The 17,753-nt window shown below is 61.2% G+C and carries 13 protein-coding genes; 5 read left to right on the top strand and 8 right to left on the bottom strand.

What is annotated here, in order from left to right:
* Positions 1 to 90: 90 nt before the first annotated feature.
* Positions 91 to 1,554 carry a glyceraldehyde-3-phosphate dehydrogenase gene (locus tag TU75_RS12600; protein ID WP_041931434.1) on the bottom strand — a complete coding sequence of 488 codons (1,464 nt, stop codon included), beginning with the start codon at positions 1,552 to 1,554 and terminating at the stop codon, positions 91 to 93.
* Positions 1,555 to 1,894: 340 nt separating this feature from the next.
* Between TU75_RS12600 and mfd the strand changes: the two genes are divergently transcribed.
* From mfd to TU75_RS12585, 3 genes are read left to right on the top strand one after another with little or no spacing between them, the layout of a single operon-like run.
* Positions 1,895 to 5,344, top strand: coding sequence for a transcription-repair coupling factor (gene mfd, locus TU75_RS12595; RefSeq protein WP_003234064.1), 3,450 nt, complete (start codon positions 1,895 to 1,897; stop codon positions 5,342 to 5,344).
* A gap of 11 nt (positions 5,345 to 5,355) precedes the next feature.
* Entirely contained in the window at positions 5,356 to 5,922 is a 567-nt protein-coding gene (locus TU75_RS12590) for a CsiV family protein (RefSeq protein ID WP_060549105.1), read from the top strand.
* 9 nt (positions 5,923 to 5,931) lie between these two features.
* Entirely contained in the window at positions 5,932 to 8,637 is a 2,706-nt protein-coding gene (locus tag TU75_RS12585; protein ID WP_060549104.1) for a DEAD/DEAH box helicase, read from the top strand.
* Positions 8,638 to 8,960: 323 nt separating this feature from the next.
* Here the strand turns inward: TU75_RS12585 and nagZ are convergent, their stop codons facing one another.
* Positions 8,961 to 9,971 carry a beta-N-acetylhexosaminidase gene (nagZ, locus tag TU75_RS12580; protein ID WP_060549103.1) on the bottom strand — a complete coding sequence of 337 codons (1,011 nt, stop codon included), beginning with the start codon at positions 9,969 to 9,971 and terminating at the stop codon, positions 8,961 to 8,963.
* A 135-nt stretch (positions 9,972 to 10,106) separates the two neighbouring features.
* The gene (locus TU75_RS12575) at positions 10,107 to 10,814 is read right to left on the bottom strand and encodes a TetR/AcrR family transcriptional regulator (RefSeq protein ID WP_060549102.1); all 708 of its coding nucleotides are present in this window, start codon (positions 10,812 to 10,814) and stop codon (positions 10,107 to 10,109) included.
* Between the two features lie 263 nt (positions 10,815 to 11,077).
* On the opposite strand from TU75_RS12575, the gene lexA reads away from it, so the two are divergent.
* Together lexA and sulA are read left to right on the top strand one after the other, a co-directional pair.
* Positions 11,078 to 11,686: a transcriptional repressor LexA gene (lexA, locus tag TU75_RS12570; RefSeq protein ID WP_003172575.1), complete on the top strand. Its 609-nt coding sequence runs from the start codon at positions 11,078 to 11,080 to the stop codon at positions 11,684 to 11,686.
* 8 nt (positions 11,687 to 11,694) lie between these two features.
* On the top strand, positions 11,695 to 12,168 hold the full coding sequence (gene sulA, locus TU75_RS12565; RefSeq protein ID WP_003234054.1) for an SOS-induced cell division inhibitor SulA: 474 nt from the start codon (positions 11,695 to 11,697) through the stop codon (positions 12,166 to 12,168).
* Between the two features lie 57 nt (positions 12,169 to 12,225).
* On the opposite strand, the gene TU75_RS12560 is transcribed toward sulA, so the two are convergent.
* The 5 genes from TU75_RS12560 to fadA form a co-directional block, all read right to left on the bottom strand.
* A complete protein-coding gene (locus TU75_RS12560; protein ID WP_003234053.1) occupies positions 12,226 to 12,459 on the bottom strand; it encodes a hypothetical protein in 234 nt (77 codons plus the stop codon).
* Between the two features lie 383 nt (positions 12,460 to 12,842).
* A complete protein-coding gene (locus TU75_RS12555; protein ID WP_060549101.1) occupies positions 12,843 to 13,364 on the bottom strand; it encodes a DUF6586 family protein in 522 nt (173 codons plus the stop codon).
* A 115-nt stretch (positions 13,365 to 13,479) separates the two neighbouring features.
* A complete protein-coding gene (topA, locus tag TU75_RS12550; protein ID WP_003234049.1) occupies positions 13,480 to 16,101 on the bottom strand; it encodes a type I DNA topoisomerase in 2,622 nt (873 codons plus the stop codon).
* Between the two features lie 114 nt (positions 16,102 to 16,215).
* Positions 16,216 to 16,452, bottom strand: coding sequence for a DUF1653 domain-containing protein (locus tag TU75_RS12545; RefSeq protein ID WP_003234048.1), 237 nt, complete (start codon positions 16,450 to 16,452; stop codon positions 16,216 to 16,218).
* 97 nt (positions 16,453 to 16,549) lie between these two features.
* Complete coding sequence (gene fadA / locus TU75_RS12540; RefSeq protein WP_003234046.1) at positions 16,550 to 17,725, bottom strand: acetyl-CoA C-acyltransferase FadA; 1,176 nt, start codon at positions 17,723 to 17,725, stop codon at positions 16,550 to 16,552.
* Positions 17,726 to 17,753 lie beyond the last annotated feature (28 nt).

The raw sequence follows: 17,753 nt of genomic DNA, 5'->3' as shown, positions 1-17,753 counted from the left end.
GCTCCCGATGAGACCCTCACAGGCAACACAAAACCCACAGCCATAAAAAAGCCCCGAACCAGTCGGGGCTTTTTCATCTACTGCTAATGCTTAACGCGGAAACGCCGGCGGGTTAACCCCAGCCATGTCTTCCATCACGCGCACCACCTGGCAGCTGTAGCCAAACTCGTTGTCGTACCACACGTACAGCACAACGCGGTTGTCCTGACTGATGGTCGCCTCGGCATCCACCACACCGGCGTGGCGCGAGCCGACGAAGTCGGTGGACACCACTTCCTGGGAGTTGACGTAGTCGATCTGCTTGTGAAGATCGGAGTGCAGCGCCATGTAGCGCAGGTACTCGTTCATTTCTTCACGGCTGGCGGCAGTCTCAAGGTTGAGGTTGAGAATGGCCATCGACACGTTCGGCGTCGGCACGCGGATCGCGTTGCCGGTCAGCTTGCCGGCCAGCTCAGGCAGGGCCTTGGCCGCAGCGGTGGCGGCGCCGGTTTCGGTGATGACCATGTTCAGCGCCGCGCTGCGGCCACGGCGGTCGCCCTTGTGGAAGTTGTCGATCAGGTTCTGGTCGTTGGTGTACGAGTGAACGGTTTCAACGTGGCCGTTAACGATACCGAACTTGTCATTCACAGCCTTCAGCACCGGCACGATGGCGTTGGTGGTGCAGGACGCAGCGGAGACAATCTTGTCGTCAGCAGTGATCTCACCATGGTTGATGCCGTGCACGATGTTCTTCAGCTTGCCCTTGCCGGGCGCCGTCAACACGACGCGGTCAACACCCGGGCAGGCCAGATGCTGGCCCAGGCCTTCGGCATCACGCCATACGCCGGTGTTGTCCACCAGCAGGGCGTCCTTGATGCCGTACTGGGTGTAATCCACCTCGGACGGGTTCTTCGCGTAGATCACCTGGATCAGGTTACCGTTGGCGGTGATGGTGCTGTTTTCTTCGTCGATGACGATGGTGCCGTTGAACGGACCGTGTACCGAATCGCGACGCAGCAGGCTGGCGCGCTTGGTCAGGTCGTTGTCGGCACCTTTGCGCACCACGATGGCCCGCAGGCGCAGGCCGTCGCCGCCGCCGGTTTTTTCGATGAGGATGCGCGCCAGCAGGCGGCCGATCCGACCGAAACCGTACAACACCACATCGGTGCCCTTGCGGGCGGCAGCGCTTTGCTGGCCGACCACGTCGGCCATTTCTTCACGCACGAACTGCTCGGCGCTGCGGCCGGCGCCTTCCTTGCGGAATTTGTAGGCCAGTTTGCCCAGGTCAACCGAGGCGGCGCCGAGCTTGAGCTCGCTCATGGCCTTGAGCAGCGGGAATGTTTCGTGGACGGAGAGTTCGCTGTCGTCGGCGGAACGGTGACGCGCAAAGCGGTGGGCTTTGAGAATCGCGATGACAGACTGGTTGATCAGGCTGCGGCCATAGATCGAGCTCACCACATTGTTATTGCGGTACAGCTGACCGATAAGCGGGATCATCGCTTCTGCGAGTGCTTCACGGTCGATCCATTCACCAAGACACTGGTCGGGCTTCTGAGTCACGGGAACCTTCCACATGTAGGGGCTGAAAAAAGGGGCTACATTATGTCGTCCGAGTGCGCGATGAGCAATGCGCCAGGGCGAACAAAAATCCCTTGCAAAAAACCATCGCCCCGCTACAGCCCTTGAAATACGCGGGCTTCAGAAGGCCACCAGTCGCGCATCAGCGCTGACTTGTCCGTAACTCTCCGAAATATCCTTGGTTTTCGGCACTACATATTGAGTCAAAACCGAGCATTGTTTGTCTTAGCCACTACATTTCCCGAAAACCGCATCAGGCACAGTCAGCAACTGACAGGCGGCACCTCTGGCCGTTACAATTACCGACTTTGTCGCAACGCTTGGAGCTCAACCTTCCGTGCCCGTCCTGCGTCTACCGCTCCTCCCTGCCGCGGCAGGTAAACAGCACTGGGGCAACCTGCCCGGTGCCGCCCTGAGCCTGGCCATTGCCGAGGCTGCCAGCGCAGCCAAGCGCTTTACCTTGCTGCTCACCGCCGACAGCCAAAGCGCCGAACGGCTGGAGCAGGAGCTGAGCTTCTTCGCGCCGGATTTGCCGGTGCTGCATTTTCCCGACTGGGAAACCCTGCCCTACGATTTGTTTTCGCCGCACCAGGACATCATTTCCCAGCGCATCGCCAGCCTGTACCGCCTGCCGGAGCTAGCCCACGGCGTGTTGGTGGTGCCGATCACCACCGCCCTGCACCGCCTGGCGCCGACCAAGTTTCTGTTGGGCAGCAGCCTGGTGCTGGACATCGGCCAGAAGCTCGACGTGGAACAGATGCGCACGCGCCTGGAAGCCAGCGGCTATCGTTGCGTCGACACGGTATACGAGCACGGTGAATTCGCCGTGCGCGGCGCACTGATCGACCTGTTCCCCATGGGCAGCAAGTTGCCGTACCGCATCGACCTGTTCGATGACGAAATCGAGACCCTGCGCACCTTCGATCCGGAAAACCAGCGCTCCATCGATAAGGTCGACTCGGTCAAACTGTTGCCGGCCCGGGAATTTCCGCTGCAAAAAGACGCGGTCACGCGCTTCAAGGCGCGCTTTCGCGAACGCTTCGACGTCGATTTCCGCCGCTGCCCGATCTTCCAGGACCTGAGCAGCGGGATTACCCCGGCCGGTATCGAGTACTACCTGCCGCTGTTCTTCGACGAAACCTCCACACTGTTTGACTACCTGCCCCAGGACACCCAGGTGTTCTCGCTGCCGGGTATCGAGCAGGCGGCAGAAAACTTCTGGAACGACGTGCGCAACCGCTATGAGGAGCGCCGCGTCGACCCGTCCCGCCCGCTATTGCCGCCCGCCGAGCTGTTCCTGCCGGTGGAAGACTGCTTCGCCCGCCTGAAAAACTGGCCGCGCGTAGTCGCCAGCCAACAGGACGTGGACGCCGGCAGCGGCCGCGAGCGTTTCCCGGCCGCGACCCTGCCGGACCTGTCCATCCAGGCCAAGGCCACGCAACCTTTGGAAGCGCTGTCCAACTTCCTCGGCGACTTCCCGGGCCGCGTGCTGTTTACCGCCGAGTCCGCCGGGCGCCGCGAAGTGCTGCTGGAGCTGCTGGAGCGCCTAAAGCTGCGGCCGAAAACCGTCGACAGCTGGCCGGACTTCGTCAACAGCCAGGAACGCCTGGCGATCACCATTGCGCCGCTGGATGAAGGCTTGCTGCTGGACGACCCGGCGCTGGCGCTGATCGCCGAAAGCCCGCTGTTCGGCCAGCGCGTGATGCAGCGTCGCCGCCGCGAAAAACGCGCCGATCACAACAACGACGCGGTGATCAAGAACCTCACCGAGTTGCGCGAAGGCGCGCCGGTGGTGCATATCGACCACGGCGTGGGCCGCTACCTCGGCCTGCAGACCCTGGAGATCGATAACCAGGCCGCCGAATTCCTCACAATGGAATACGCCGAAGGCGCCAAGCTCTATGTGCCGGTGGCCAGCCTGCACTTGATCGCCCGCTACACCGGCAGCGACGACGCGCTGGCGCCGCTGCACCGCCTCGGCTCCGAGACCTGGCAGAAAGCCAAGCGCAAGGCCGCCGAACAAGTGCGCGACGTGGCCGCCGAACTGCTCGATATCTATGCCCGGCGGGCCGCGCGCGAGGGCTATGCGTTCGCCGATCCCAAGGCCGACTACGCCACCTTCAGCGCAGGCTTCGCCTTCGAAGAAACCCCGGACCAGCAAACCACCATCGAAGCCGTGCGCGCCGACATGCTCGCGCCCAAGCCGATGGACCGGCTGGTGTGCGGCGACGTGGGCTTCGGCAAGACCGAAGTGGCAATGCGCGCAGCCTTCATTGCCGTGCACGGCGGTCGTCAGGTGGCCATCCTGGTGCCGACCACCCTGCTCGCCCAGCAGCACTACAACAGCTTTCGCGACCGCTTTGCCGACTGGCCGGTGAGCGTGGAAGTGATGAGCCGCTTCAAGTCGGCCAAGGAAGTCAACGCCGCCATCGCCGACCTGGCCGAGGGCAAAATCGATATCGTCATCGGTACGCACAAGCTGCTGTCGGACGACGTGAAGATCAAGAACCTTGGCCTGGTAATCATCGACGAAGAACACCGCTTCGGCGTGCGTCAGAAAGAACAGCTCAAGGCCCTGCGCAGTGAAGTCGACATTCTCACCCTCACCGCCACGCCGATTCCGCGCACGTTGAACATGGCGGTGTCGGGCATGCGCGATCTATCGATCATCGCCACGCCGCCGGCGCGCCGGCTGTCGGTGCGCACCTTCGTGATGGAGCAGAACAAAAGCACGGTGAAAGAAGCGCTGCTGCGTGAACTGCTGCGCGGCGGGCAGGTGTACTACCTGCACAACGACGTGAAGACCATCGAGAAATGCGCCGCCGATCTCGCCGAACTGGTGCCGGAAGCGCGCATCGCCATCGGCCACGGGCAGATGCGCGAACGCGAACTCGAACAGGTGATGAGCGACTTCTATCACAAGCGCTTCAACGTGCTGATCGCCTCCACCATCATCGAGACCGGCATCGATGTGCCGAGCGCCAACACCATCATCATCGAGCGCGCCGATAAATTCGGCCTGGCGCAGTTGCACCAGTTGCGTGGCCGTGTCGGCCGCAGTCACCACCAGGCCTACGCCTACCTGCTCACGCCGCCACGCCAGCAGATCACCTCCGACGCCGAAAAGCGCCTGGAAGCCATCGCCAACACTCAGGACCTGGGCGCAGGCTTTGTGCTGGCCACCAACGACCTCGAAATCCGAGGCGCCGGCGAGTTGCTGGGGGACGGCCAGAGCGGGCAGATCCAGGCCGTGGGCTTCACCCTCTATATGGAGATGCTGGAGCGCGCGGTCAAAGCCATCCGCAAGGGCGAGCAACCCAACCTCGATCAACCGTTGGGCGGCGGTCCGGAGATCAACCTGCGCCTGCCGGCATTGATTCCCGAAGACTACCTGCCGGATGTGCACGCGCGGCTGATCCTGTACAAGCGCATCGCCTCGGCCACCGACGAAGAAGGCCTCAAGGACCTGCAGGTAGAGATGATCGACCGCTTCGGCCTGCTGCCCGATCCGACCAAGAACCTGGTGCGTCTGACGCTGCTCAAATTGCAGGCCGAACAGTTGGGCATCAAGAAGGTCGACGCCGGGCCGCAGGGTGGGCGCATCGAGTTTGAAGCGCAGACGCCGGTGGACCCGCTGGTGCTGATCAAACTGATCCAGGGCCAGCCCAATCGTTACAAGTTCGAAGGGGCTACGCTGTTCAAATTCATGGTGCCGATGGAACGCCCGGAAGAACGCTTCAATACCCTGGAGGCGCTGTTTGAGCGCCTCATTCCGAAATCCGCTTGAAGGACGCCCCCATGCGCCTGTTCCGCTTCTTGAGCCTGTTGCTGGTAGTCGTGGCGCCTGCGGCATTTGCCGACAGCCCCTACCAGGTGGAAATGATCCTGGTGCGCCAGAACGCGGAACCGGTGATCAACAGCCGCCCCGCCCCGGAAGACTGGGATGCCGGCGCACCACGCCTGGGCGAGCGGATGAGCCCGCCGCGCCTGGGCACTGTCGTCGACAAGCTGCGCGCCGATTCAAGCTACACGGTGCTGGCGCACAAGGCCTGGGAGCAGAACCTCGGTGAACAGCCGGTAAACATTGCGATCACTGACGGCGCCGAACAGTTCGGCCAGTTCCCCCTCCAGGGCGTGTTGCGCTTGCAACTGGGGCGCTTTACCGATATCGATGCGGACTTCTGGATCAACCAGTTCGACGCCAACGGCAGCGTGATCGCCAGCGAACACTTGGCCCAGAAAGACGTGCGCACCAAGAACAACCAGCTCAACTACCTGGACGGCGGCCATCTGGCGCTGCTGATCAAGATCACTTCGCTGACCGCCAAGCCTCCCAGTGCACCGCCGCCGGGCCTTCAGGACTAATCCTGCGCCATGTCCCTGACGCCGTCTTTGACCAAACCCCTGGCCCCGTCTTGGGCCAACCGCTTCAAGGAGCAAAGCCTGGAGCGCGGGCGGCGGTATGCACTGGAAAACCGCGTGCGCATCGTCGAATCCGGCGACAGCACCATCATCGCCAGTTGCGAGGGCTCGGGCAGCAACGTCTATCGCCAGACCATCTCGTTGCGCGAGTCGGCCAAGGGCATGCTGATCCTGGTGGACAGCCGCTGCACCTGCCCGGTCCACACCAACTGCAAACACATCGCCGCGGTGCTGCTCAAGGTCCAGGAAACCCTGGCCTACCCGGCGGCGGCGCAGGATGCCGAGCTGTTGGGCAAATTGCAGGCCGTACTCGACAACCGCGTGGTGCTGCCACAGGTGGTGATGGAGGATGTGCTGCCGGTGCCGCGCCTGTGGCTGGCCAGTGTCGAGTTCAGCGCGTTCGAACCGCGCAATGGCAAGATGCAGCGCTATATCCAGCACCGTGCGGCGTTGTCGTTCAACTACCTGGGCAACTATGTGAGTGGGCAGAAGAACGCCGACATCATCGTGCGCCAGGAAACCCAGAGCCTGCGCATCAAACGCCACCCCGAGCTTGAGCAACCGTATCGCGAGCACTTGCGCCTGCTCGGTTTCAAGATCGCCACGCGCCAGAGCAAGGCGCTGCCGGAGAGCGCCGGCGAGCTGTTCGAGATGGTCAACGACAGCGCCTGGCTGAACTTCACCCTCAATGCATCGCCAAGCCTGCGCGCCGAGGGCTGGGAGCTGCAGATCGATGAGGATTTCGGCTTCGACCTGAGCCCGGTGGATGACTGGTACGCCAACGTCGACGAAGCGCCCGAGCGCGATTGGTTTGACCTGGAGCTGGGCATCATCGTCAACGGCGAACGCCTGAGCCTGTTACCGATTCTGCTGAACCTGATGCGCTCCCACACCGAAATTCTCAACCCGGAGAAACTGGCCCGGCGCCGCGATGAAGAGCTGATCCTGGTGAATATCCCCGGCCTGCCCAACGGCCACGGCCCGCTGCAGGTGGCGCTGCCGTACGGTCGGCTCAAACCGGTACTGGCCACCCTCGGCGAATTCTATTTGCAGGAGCCGGGCACCACCACGCTGCGCCTGGCCAAGGCCGACGCGATTCGCTTGAACCCACTGCAGGACCTGCCGCTGCAATGGGAGGGCGGCGAAAAGATTCGCAACTTTGCCCAGCGCCTGCGTGACATCAAAGACTTCACCTGCGTCGCACCCCAGGGCTTGAATGCGACGCTGCGCCCGTACCAGCTCGAAGGCCTGAGCTGGATGCAGTCGCTGCGCCAGCTGGACGTGGGCGGGATTCTGGCGGATGACATGGGTCTGGGCAAAACCCTGCAAACACTGGCGCACATCCTCACGGAGAAAGCCGCCGGGCGCCTGGACCGGCCCTGCATGGTGGTGATGCCGACCAGCCTGATTCCCAACTGGCTCGACGAAGCGGCGCATTTCACGCCGCAACTCAAGGTGCTGGCGCTTTACGGCGCCGGGCGCAAGAAACACTTTGCGCCCTCGAAGGATCAGAGCCTGCAGGACTACGACCTGCTGCTGACCACTTACGCGCTGCTGCCCAAGGATATCGAACAGCTCGCCGCCCTGCCCTTGCACGTGCTGATCCTCGATGAGGCGCAATACATCAAGAACCCCAACAGCAAGGCGGCCCAGGCGGCACGCGAGTTGAATGCGCGCCAGCGCCTGTGCCTGAGCGGTACGCCGCTGGAAAATCACCTGGGCGAGTTGTGGTCGTTGTTCCACTTCCTGCTGCCGGGCTGGCTGGGGGACGTCAAAAGCTTCAACCGCGACTACCGTGTGCCGATCGAAAAACGTGCCAGTGAGGTGCGATTGCAGCACCTCAACGGACGGATCAAACCCTTCCTGTTGCGACGCACCAAGGAACAGGTGGCCACCGAATTACCGCCCAAGACCGAGATCATTCATTGGGTCGACCTCAACGAGGCGCAGCGTGACGTGTACGAAACCATGCGCCTGGCCATGGACAAGAAAGTCCGTGACGAGATCACCCGCAAGGGCGTGGCGCGCAGCCAGATCATCATCCTTGAAGCCCTGCTGAAGTTGCGCCAGGTGTGCTGCGACCTGCGGTTGGTCAACGACGCCAGCCTGCCCGCCCATGGCAGCAGCTCGGGCAAGCTCGACAGCCTGATGCAGATGCTGGATGAGTTGTTTGCCGAGGGGCGCCGGGTGCTGCTGTTCTCGCAATTCACCTCGATGCTCAGCCTGATCGAAGTGGAGCTGCAACAACGCGGGATTGCCTACGCCTTGCTCACCGGCCAGACGCGGGACCGGCGTACGCCGGTCAAGGACTTCCAGAGCGGCAAGCTGAAGATATTTTTGATCAGCCTCAAGGCCGGCGGCGTGGGTTTGAACCTGACCGAGGCCGACACGGTGATCCATTACGACCCATGGTGGAACCCGGCCACTGAAAACCAGGCCACCGACCGCGCGTACCGCATCGGGCAAGAGAAGCCGGTGTTCGTCTACAAGATGATTGCGCGAGGCACGGTGGAGGAGAAAATCCAGCACCTGCAGAAGGAAAAATCGGATCTGGCAGCGGGCGTGCTGGACGGTCGCACCACCGGCGATTGGCAGTTGGGCAATGAGGATATTGAGGCGTTGTTTGCGCCGTTGCCCAATAAGCAGGAAAAGCGCTGACCGGATAGAGAGGTTCTGTGGCGAGCGGGCAAGCCCTAATAATGCAGTTCAGTTAAGCGCAGATGCCCTGTGGCGAGCAGGCTTGTCCTGCGTTGGGCTGCGCAGCAGCCCCAAACCCAGGCGCTGAGCCGTATCAGGTACACCGCGTTTGGCTGGATTGGGGGCGCTTCGCACCCCAACGCGGGGCAAGCCCGCTCGCCACAATAAGCGGGCTTGCCCCAGAGGTATTCGGTGCTCAACCTGGCAGGGGCGCAAACAGCGCCTTGATGCCTACCATTAAGTGAGATGCTTCCTACAGCTGAAGCCATGGCCAAACACTTTTGTCACTCGATCAACTGCGCGTCCCGCAGCGCGCCCATCGCCATCATCCAACGCGGATCCTGCTTGTAATCCGTCGAGGCAATCGCCTGGCCGCGCATCCGTGCGATGCGCGCAGAGGGTGTGACCTTCATCCGTTGCGCGGCGGTGAGTGCAAGCTCGGCGGCCGCGCGATCGTTGCACACCAGCCCCATGTCGCAGCCGGCGCTCAGCGCTGCTTCGATACGACTGGCGGCGTCGCCGACCACATGGGCGCCGGCCATGGACAAGTCATCGCTGAAAATCACGCCGTCAAATTGCAACTCGCCGCGCAGGATGTCCTGCAACCAACGACGCGAGAAGCCGGCCGGCTGGGCGTCAACCTGCGGGTAGATAACGTGCGCCGGCATCACCGCCGCCAATTGCCGACTCAGGCGCGCGAAAGGCACCAGGTCGTTGGCGCGAATCTGCTCCAGACTGCGTTCGTCATTGGGAATGGCGACGTGGGAGTCCGCCTCGGCCCAACCGTGGCCGGGGAAGTGCTTGCCGGTGGCGGCCATGCCTGCACTGTTCATGCCGCGAATAAAGGCCCCCGCGAGTACGGCGGCGCGTTCGGGGTCGCCTTCGAAGGCACGGGTGCCCACCACGGCGCTGCGCTGGTAATCCAGGTCCAGCACCGGGGCGAAGCTCAGGTCCAGGCCAACCGCCAGCACTTCGGTGGCCATGATCCAGCCGCACTGCTCGGCCAGGTATTCGGCGTTGGGGTTGTCCGCCAGCGCACGCATGGCCGGCAGGCGCACAAACCCCTGGCGCAGGCGCTGTACGCGGCCGCCTTCCTGATCAACCGCCAAAAGCAGGTCCGGGCGCACCGCGCGTATCGCCGCGCTCAGCTCGCGCACCTGACGTGGGTGCTCGATATTGCGCGCAAAAATGATCAGACCGCCCACCTCAGGCTGGCGCAACACGTGGCGATCCTCGGCCGTCAGCCATGTGCCGGCAACGTCGACCATCAAAGAACCCTGCAGGGCAGCAGTCATAAACCTTCCTTTAATAACGCACACAACCCGTCGCCCTCACCCGTGACAGTGAGCACAACAGGTCGTGAATAAATAGCTGAAATCGGCATGGCGGCTACTTTAGCGGATGCAAGCGGCCACGCACACCCACAGCGGTCAAACCTTGGCGGGCACTGGCGCCGTTTTGCTGCGTGGGCGCAACTGGGCATCAGCCATGGCAGGGTCGGTGACGCCGGTCTCGGCGCGCATGCCGGCGGCCAGGAACGGCACCATCAGGCGCATCACTTGCTCGATGGAGGTGTTGACGCCGAAATCGGTCTCGGCAATTGCGCGCAGCGCCTTGATGCCGGACATGCTGAACGCAGCCGCGCCCAGCATGAAATGCACGCGCCAGAACAGTTCGATGGGCGGAATGCGCGGAGCGGCTTCGTTGACCAGCAACATGTAGCGACGGAACACCTTGCCGTACATGTCTTCCAGGTAACGACGCAGGTGGCCCTGGCTCTGGCTGAACGCCAAGCCCAGCAAACGCATGAAGATCGACAGATCGTTTCCGCTGCGCGGTTGAACCACCAACGCCTGCTCGACGAGCATCTCCAGCAGGTCTTCCAGGCTCGGCTTATGGTCGGCCTTGGTCTGGCGGCGCTCAAGCTCGCGGTCGAGGCTGGCGCAGAACGGACCCAGAAAGCGCGAAAAAACCGCCTGGATCAAGGCTTTTTTCGAGCCGAAATGGTAGTTCACCGCAGCCAGGTTGACCCCGGCCTTACTGGTGATCAGGCGCAATGAAGTTTCGGCGAATCCTTTCTCCGCGAACAATTGCTCGGCGGCATCGAGAATGCGTTCAACGGTTTCCGACTGGGCCATGGCTACTCCGCCTGACAAACACTTGTTTGAAACATACGTTTCAAGGTGTGTCTTGTCAAGCCTGAGAGTTCGTTTTCCGGCCGGGCAGTCACCTTTCTCATCGGTATTTAATCACATCTCTGACGGGGCGTAGGCAGCGCTGTCTCTCGCTTATGGGAAGCCTGCGGAATGACCGTCCAGCGGAGGCGTGGAAAAGGATGATTGCCAAGCGCAGTTCACTGTATATAATCCCAGTCACTGTATAAAAAGACAGAGCGATCAACATGCTAAAACTGACGCCACGCCAAGCTGAGATTCTGGCTTTTATCAAGCGCTGCCTCGATGACAACGGCTACCCGCCGACCCGAGCGGAAATTGCGCTGGAGCTGGGATTCAAATCCCCCAATGCCGCTGAAGAACACCTCAAGGCCCTCGCCCGCAAAGGCGCCATCGAGATGACCCCAGGCGCTTCACGGGGTATTCGCATCCCCGGCTTTGAAGCCAAGGCGGACGAGTCGACCCTGCCAATCATTGGCCGAGTCGCTGCCGGTGCGCCGATCCTTGCGCAACAGCACGTCGAAGAATCCTGCAACATCAATCCGACGTTCTTTCACCCTCGCGCCGACTACCTGCTGCGGGTACATGGCATGAGCATGAAGGACGTGGGCATCTTCGACGGCGACCTGCTGGCCGTTCACACCACCCGCGAAGCGCGTAACGGTCAGATCGTCGTTGCCCGTATCGGCGATGAGGTGACGGTCAAGCGCTTCAAGCGTGAAGGCAGCAAAGTCTGGCTGCTGGCCGAGAACCCTGAGTTCGCCCCGATTGAAGTGAACCTGAAAGATCAGGACCTGGTGATCGAAGGCTTGAGTGTCGGCGTCATACGCCGTTAGGAGGCATCATGCAGTTCATGCACACACCACAACAGGCACAACTGTCGCTCTTTGAGGCCTTCATGGCTCAGCCACTTGCGCCGCTGCTCAAGGAAACGGTCGAGGCCCCGTGGGAGTCCGAAGCCGAGGCGTTCAGTGAATTGTCGTTGCGTGGTGCTGCCGGGAACTGCCTGAACCTGCTGGCGCCTATTCTTCGGGAATTAAGCGACGAGCAGGACGCGCGCTGGTTGACGTTGATCGCCCCGCCCGCCAGCCTTACCCAGGCTTGGCTGCGGGACGCCGGCCTTAACCGCGAGCGTATCCTGTTACTGCAGCCACGCGGCCTGCAAAGCGCACAGCAGTTAACCTGCGAAGCGTTACGCCTGGGCCGTAGCCATACGGTGGTGAGCTGGTTGAATCCTTTGAACGCGACGGCCAAGCAGCAACTGATCAGTGCTGCTCGCACGGGAGATGCGCAGAGTTTGAATATTCGACTGGGATAAACAGGGCTCTGTGGCAAGCGGGATTGTCACAACAAATCCCTTAACCTTGGCAATGATTCAGTGAAGCACCTTCGGGCCATCGTCTTTCTCCGGCTCGCCTTCAGCCAGGCGACCGGCCATCTGCACACCTACGCTCAACATGGCTTTCGCCACTTCCACGTGCTGACCTTGCAGGAACGCCTTGGCGTCCTCGGAAAAGTCCAGAATAACCAGAGAACCCTCGTCCTCAGCCCGGCGCAGCTCAATGCGGCCGTCAGGCAGTTCAACAATTTCCAGAAAGGACGTCGGCATAAAAGTTTGTTCTCCACGAAAGGCCGCGATTATATCAGTCATCCACTCGACGTCGCTGTGGATCTGAAGAGGTTTCTTTACGGCTTGATGAATGGCGCTTTAGTGCAAAAGCATGAGCTATTTCAGGCAACTACACACCTGTGGCGAGCGGGCTTGCCCCGCGCTGGGCTGCGCAGCAGCCCCAAAACCAGGTGCTGAGCCGTATCAGGTACACCGCGTTTTGCTGGAGTGGGGGCGCTTCGCACCCCAACGCGGGGCAAGCCCGCTCGCCACAAAAAGCCCGATAGACACAAAAAAACCCCTAGCCACAGAGACTCCAGTTTGCTGCGCGACGGCGCTGGAATCTCCCACGGCTTTGATCTGTAAGCATCAGTGACGCCGTTTCAGCACTCGTTCAACCCTTCGCGAAAGCGCAACGCCAGCTCCTTCAACTCCTGGCGCCAGCTTTCCAACTCCTCGCGGCTCAACGGCTTGGGCTCATCGTCTTCCAGCGAAACCGCCACAATCAAAGGCTGTGTCACATCCCCCTTGGGCACGTGAGGCACACGCGGCGGCTGGAACATATCGGCATGGGCCTTGAGCAAGCGTGCTATCCAGCTGTCCGGGCTCTGGGCCATTTCCACCAGCTCGGCCAGCTCGGGAATAGCCATGCTCTCCAGCACTTCTCGGGTCATGATCAGTTCAGCACGGGGCGCACCGGCCTGTGGCAGGCGGTAGTACCCGGCTATTTCATGGCACAGCCCCAGCAAAGCACCATACAGATGAAACAAGGCGGCTTCCCGCCCCGCCTGGACCAGCGCGATAGCATTCATCTCCTTGCCTTGCTCGGCACGGCCGAGGGCCTCCAGAGACAAACCCGCGAAGTAAATTTTCTGGTTGGTACGGGTATAGAGTTCGTTGGCCATGACGGCAATCTCCACAACGAATAGGCCTGACGCTGACAGTGCGGGAGCAAACGCGCTCCTACAAAAAGCAAAAGCCGTCTATACAGACGGCTTTCAACCTTAACAGACTAGCGAATCAAGCGCCCTGGCGCTTGTCTTCCACCTTCCACTTGCCGCCGTCGTAGAAGGCTTTCCAGCCAGTCGGCTTGCCGTCCACTTCGGTCTGCACGTACTGTTCCTTGGTTTTGCGGCTGTAGCGGATCACGGCTGGGCGACCATCCGGGTCCTTCTTCGGCGCTTCACACAGGAAGTGGTACTTGGGATCGATTTCGTCCTTGTGCGGCACGATTTCCAGCACCAGCGGTGCACGGGTCTCGCGGTTTTTCGGGAACTGGCTCGCAGCCAGGAACAGCCCCGAGGCACCGTCGCGCAGAATGTAGGTGTCGTTGACCTTCTCGCACTTGAGCTCGGGCATCTTCACCGGGTCCATCTTCGGTGGCGCGGCATCACCGCTCTTGAGCAGCTTGCGGGTGTTCTTGCAGGTTGGGTTGGTGCAACCGAAGAACTTGCCGAAACGGCCGGTCTTGAGCTGCATTTCACTGCCGCACTTGTCGCATTCCAGGCTTGGCCCTTCGTAGCCTTTGATGCGGTAAGTACCCTCTTCGATCTCGTAACCGTTGCAGTCCGGGTTGTTACCGCAGATGTGCAACTTGTGCTTCTCATCCAGCAGGTAAGCGTCCATTGCGGTGCTGCAAATCGGGCAGCGATGCTTGCCACGCAGTACCAGCGACTCGGATTCACCCTCGTCATCGGCGGCGATTTCATCGCCCGGCACCAGGTTGACGGTGGCCTTGCAGCGCTCTTTGGGCGGCAGGCTGTAGCCCGAGCAGCCAAGGAACACGCCAGTGGACGCCGTACGAATCTGCATCGGCCGGCCGCAGGTCAGGCACGGAATATCGGTCATCACTGGCTGATTGGCGCGCATGCCGGTGTCTGGGCTTTCGGCCACCTCGAGCTTCTTCTTGAAGTCGCCGTAGAACTCGTCCAGCACGTTCTTCCAGTCGCGCTCGCCCTGGGCCACGTCATCGAGGTTCTCTTCCATGCCGGCGGTGAAGCCGTAGTCCATGAGGTTGGAGAAGCTCTCGGACAGACGCTCGGTGACGATGTCGCCCATCTTTTCCGAATAGAAACGACGGTTGTGCAGCGCCACGTAACCACGGTCCTGGATGGTGGAGATGATTGCCGCGTAGGTCGAAGGACGACCGATGCCACGTTTTTCCATCTCCTTGACCAGGCTGGCTTCCGAATAACGGGCCGGTGGCTTGGTGAAGTGCTGGGACGGGTCGAGCTTGATCAGCTTCAGCGTATCGCCCTGAGCCATGTCCGGCAGTACATCGTCATCGCCGGGCTTGGCGATTTGCGGCATCACGCGGGTGTAGCCGTCAAACTTGAGGATACGGCCCTTGGCACGCAGCTCGAAGTCGCCAGCACCCACGCTCACCGTGGTGGACAGGTACTGCGCCGGCAGCATCTGGCACGCCAGGAACTGACGCCAGATCAGCTCGTACAGACGCTCGGCATCGCGTTCCATGCCGCTCAGCTTGCTTGGCTCAGTGTTGGCGTCGGAAGGACGAATCGCTTCGTGAGCCTCCTGGGCGCCTTCCTTGCTGCTGTAGACGTTCGGTTTCTCCGGCAGGTACTTCTTGCCGAATTCGCTCTCGATATAAGTACGTGCCATTGCCACCGCGTCCTGGGACAGGTTGGTGGAGTCGGTACGCATGTAGGTGATGTAGCCGGCTTCGTACAAACGCTGGGCCATCATCATGGTTTTCTTCACACCGAAGCCCAGGCGGTTGCTGGCGGCCTGCTGCAGGGTGGAAGTGATGAACGGCGCGGACGGCTTGCTGCTGGTCGGCTTGTCTTCACGTTTGACGATGCTGTAGCTGGAAGCCTTGAGCTTCTCCAGCGCGGCCATGGCCTGGGCTTCGTTCAGCGGCTTGAACGCCTCGCCTTTTTCACGGGCGACTTCAAAGCGCACATTGTTGCCCTTGGCGGTGCCGAGGTCCGCGTGGACTTCCCAGTACTCTTCGGGGTTGAACGCACGAATCTCGCGCTCACGCTCCACCACCAGTTTGACCGCTACCGATTGCACCCGGCCGGCGGACAGACCACGGGCAATCTTCGCCCACAGCAGCGGCGAAACCATGTAACCCACCACACGATCAAGGAAACGACGCGCCTGCTGTGCGTTGACGCGGTCAATGTCCAGCTCGCCCGGCCTGGAAAACGCTTCCTGGATGGCTTTCTTGGTGATTTCGTTGAACACCACTCGCTTGTAGCGGCTGTCGTCACCGCCGATGGCTTCGCGCAGGTGCCAGGCAATGGCTTCCCCTTCGCGGTCCAAGTCCGTCGCGAGATAGATGGTGTCAGCATCCTTGGCGAGCCGGCGCAGCTCTTCGATGACCTTTTCCTTGCCCGGAAGGATTTCGTACTTGGCCTTCCAGCCATGATCCGGGTCCACACCCATGCGCGAGACCAGCTGCTTGCGCGCTTTCTCTTTTGGCGTGAGTACCGGACCTTCGCCCGCGGCGGCCTTGCCGCGCTTGGCGGCAGGCTCCTTGCTGGCGCTAGCCGAACCGCTGGTGGGCAGGTCTCGGATATGGCCGATACTCGACTTCACCACGTACTCGTTGCCCAAGTACTTGTTGATGGTCTTGGCCTTAGCCGGGGATTCCACAATGACCAGCGATTTGCCCATGGATCGGAAAATTCCTGAATTCGAGAAGTGAAAGGCAGTTGGCGCCTGACGCGGCAACGCTATATATAGTGGCGACAAGGTGAGGTCAAGCGCAGCATTCTGCGCGACCTGCCGTTATTGCCCTGAAAAAAGACTGGGTTCGGCCTGCACCAAAGCAAAGCGCGGGACCTGCTCGCCGTCAACCTCGACGGACTCCAGGAACATGCTCAAGGGACGCACCCAAAAGCCGTAATCGCCATACAGTGCTTGGTAAAACACCACTTGTTCTTCGGTTTCAGAGTGGCACGCCACGCTGAAAACCCGGTATTGCGGACCTTTATAATGCTGGTAGAGCCCTGGCTCGACTTTCATGCTGCGGCCCCCTCACAAAATTCGTTAAAAAAAATATTACAAAACGCCAAAAAACAAAAACCGGGGCACTGGGCCCCGGCGTTCCGCCAAGCAACGCTTAGACGCGTTCGAAGACGGTGGAGATGCCTTGGCCAAGACCAATGCACATGGTTGCAACGCCCAGGTTGCCGCCATTCTGCTTCATCACGTTAAGCAAAGTACCGGAGATACGTGCACCGGAGCAACCAAACGGGTGACCCAGGGCAATTGCGCCGCCGTGCAGGTTAACCTTCTCGTTCATCTTGTCGAGTACTTTCAAATCTTTCAGCACCGGCAGGGCCTGTGCGGCGAAAGCTTCGTTGAGCTCGAAGAAGTCGATATCGGCGATGGTCAGGCCTGCACGCTTCAAGGCTTTTTGCGTGGCCGGAACCGGACCATAGCCCATGATCGCAGGGTCCACACCCGCTACAGCCATCGAGCGAATAACCGCCATCGGCTGAATACCCAGGTCCTGGGCACGCTGCGCGGACATCACGATCATGCACGAAGCACCATCGGTGATTTGCGACGAGGTACCGGCCGTCACGGTGCCGCCCTTGGGATTGAACGCCGGCTTCAAGGCCGCCAGGCTTTCCAGGGTGGTATCCGGACGGATGGTTTCGTCGTAGTCGAACAGTTTGAGGAAACCGTTCTCGTCGTAGCCGTTCATCGGGATGATTTCATCCTTGAACTTGCCTTCCACGGTCGCCTTGTGGGCGAGTTGGTGGGAACGCAGGCCGAACGCATCCTGGGCTTCGCGAGTGATGCCGTGCATCTTGCCGAGCATTTCTGCGGTGAGGCCCATCATGCCCGATGCTTTTGCCGCGTACAGCGACATGTGCGGGTTGGGATCGACGCCGTGCATCATGCTCACGTGGCCCATGTGCTCCACGCCGCCGACCACGAACACATCACCGTTGCCGGTCATGATCGCCTGCGCGGCGGTGTGCAGCGCGCTCATCGACGAACCGCACAGGCGGCTCACGGTCTGGCCCGCTGCAGTGTGCGGGATCTGGGTCATCAACGAGGCCATGCGCGCGATGTTCCAGCCCTGCTCCAGGGTCTGGTTGACGCAGCCCCAGATCACGTCTTCGACTTCGTTCGGATCAACCTTGACGTTGCGTTCCAGCAATTTGCTGATCAAGTGCGCCGACATGTCCTCGGCGCGGGTGTTGCGGTGCATGCCGCCCTTGGAGCGGCCCATCGGGGTGCGACCGAAGTCGACAATCACGACGTCTCTTGGATTCAAGCTCATAAATAGTCTCGCTCTAGTGTCCGGGGCG

This window comes from Pseudomonas poae, from assembly GCF_001439785.1.
Lineage (GTDB): Bacteria > Pseudomonadota > Gammaproteobacteria > Pseudomonadales > Pseudomonadaceae > Aquipseudomonas > Aquipseudomonas poae.
Note: the sequence above shows the minus strand (reverse complement) of the source record. Positions and strands in the feature narration are given on the sequence as shown.

Excerpts from the sequence above, each read along its gene's own strand:
- TU75_RS12590 (WP_060549105.1), top strand. The coding sequence starts at position 5,356 with ATGCGCCTGTTCCGCTTCTTGAGCCTGTTGCTGGTAGTCGTGGCGCCT.
- TU75_RS12575 (WP_060549102.1), bottom strand. The coding sequence starts at position 10,814 with ATGGCCCAGTCGGAAACCGTTGAACGCATTCTCGATGCCGCCGAGCAA.
- topA (WP_003234049.1), bottom strand. The coding sequence starts at position 16,101 with ATGGGCAAATCGCTGGTCATTGTGGAATCCCCGGCTAAGGCCAAGACC.
- TU75_RS12545 (WP_003234048.1), bottom strand. The coding sequence starts at position 16,452 with ATGAAAGTCGAGCCAGGGCTCTACCAGCATTATAAAGGTCCGCAATAC.
- TU75_RS12585 (WP_060549104.1), top strand. The coding sequence starts at position 5,932 with ATGTCCCTGACGCCGTCTTTGACCAAACCCCTGGCCCCGTCTTGGGCC.
- TU75_RS12600 (WP_041931434.1), bottom strand. The coding sequence starts at position 1,554 with ATGTGGAAGGTTCCCGTGACTCAGAAGCCCGACCAGTGTCTTGGTGAA.
- nagZ (WP_060549103.1), bottom strand. The coding sequence starts at position 9,971 with ATGACTGCTGCCCTGCAGGGTTCTTTGATGGTCGACGTTGCCGGCACA.
- fadA (WP_003234046.1), bottom strand. The coding sequence starts at position 17,725 with ATGAGCTTGAATCCAAGAGACGTCGTGATTGTCGACTTCGGTCGCACC.
- sulA (WP_003234054.1), top strand. The coding sequence starts at position 11,695 with ATGCAGTTCATGCACACACCACAACAGGCACAACTGTCGCTCTTTGAG.
- lexA (WP_003172575.1), top strand. The coding sequence starts at position 11,078 with ATGCTAAAACTGACGCCACGCCAAGCTGAGATTCTGGCTTTTATCAAG.
- TU75_RS12555 (WP_060549101.1), bottom strand. The coding sequence starts at position 13,364 with ATGGCCAACGAACTCTATACCCGTACCAACCAGAAAATTTACTTCGCG.
- TU75_RS12560 (WP_003234053.1), bottom strand. The coding sequence starts at position 12,459 with ATGCCGACGTCCTTTCTGGAAATTGTTGAACTGCCTGACGGCCGCATT.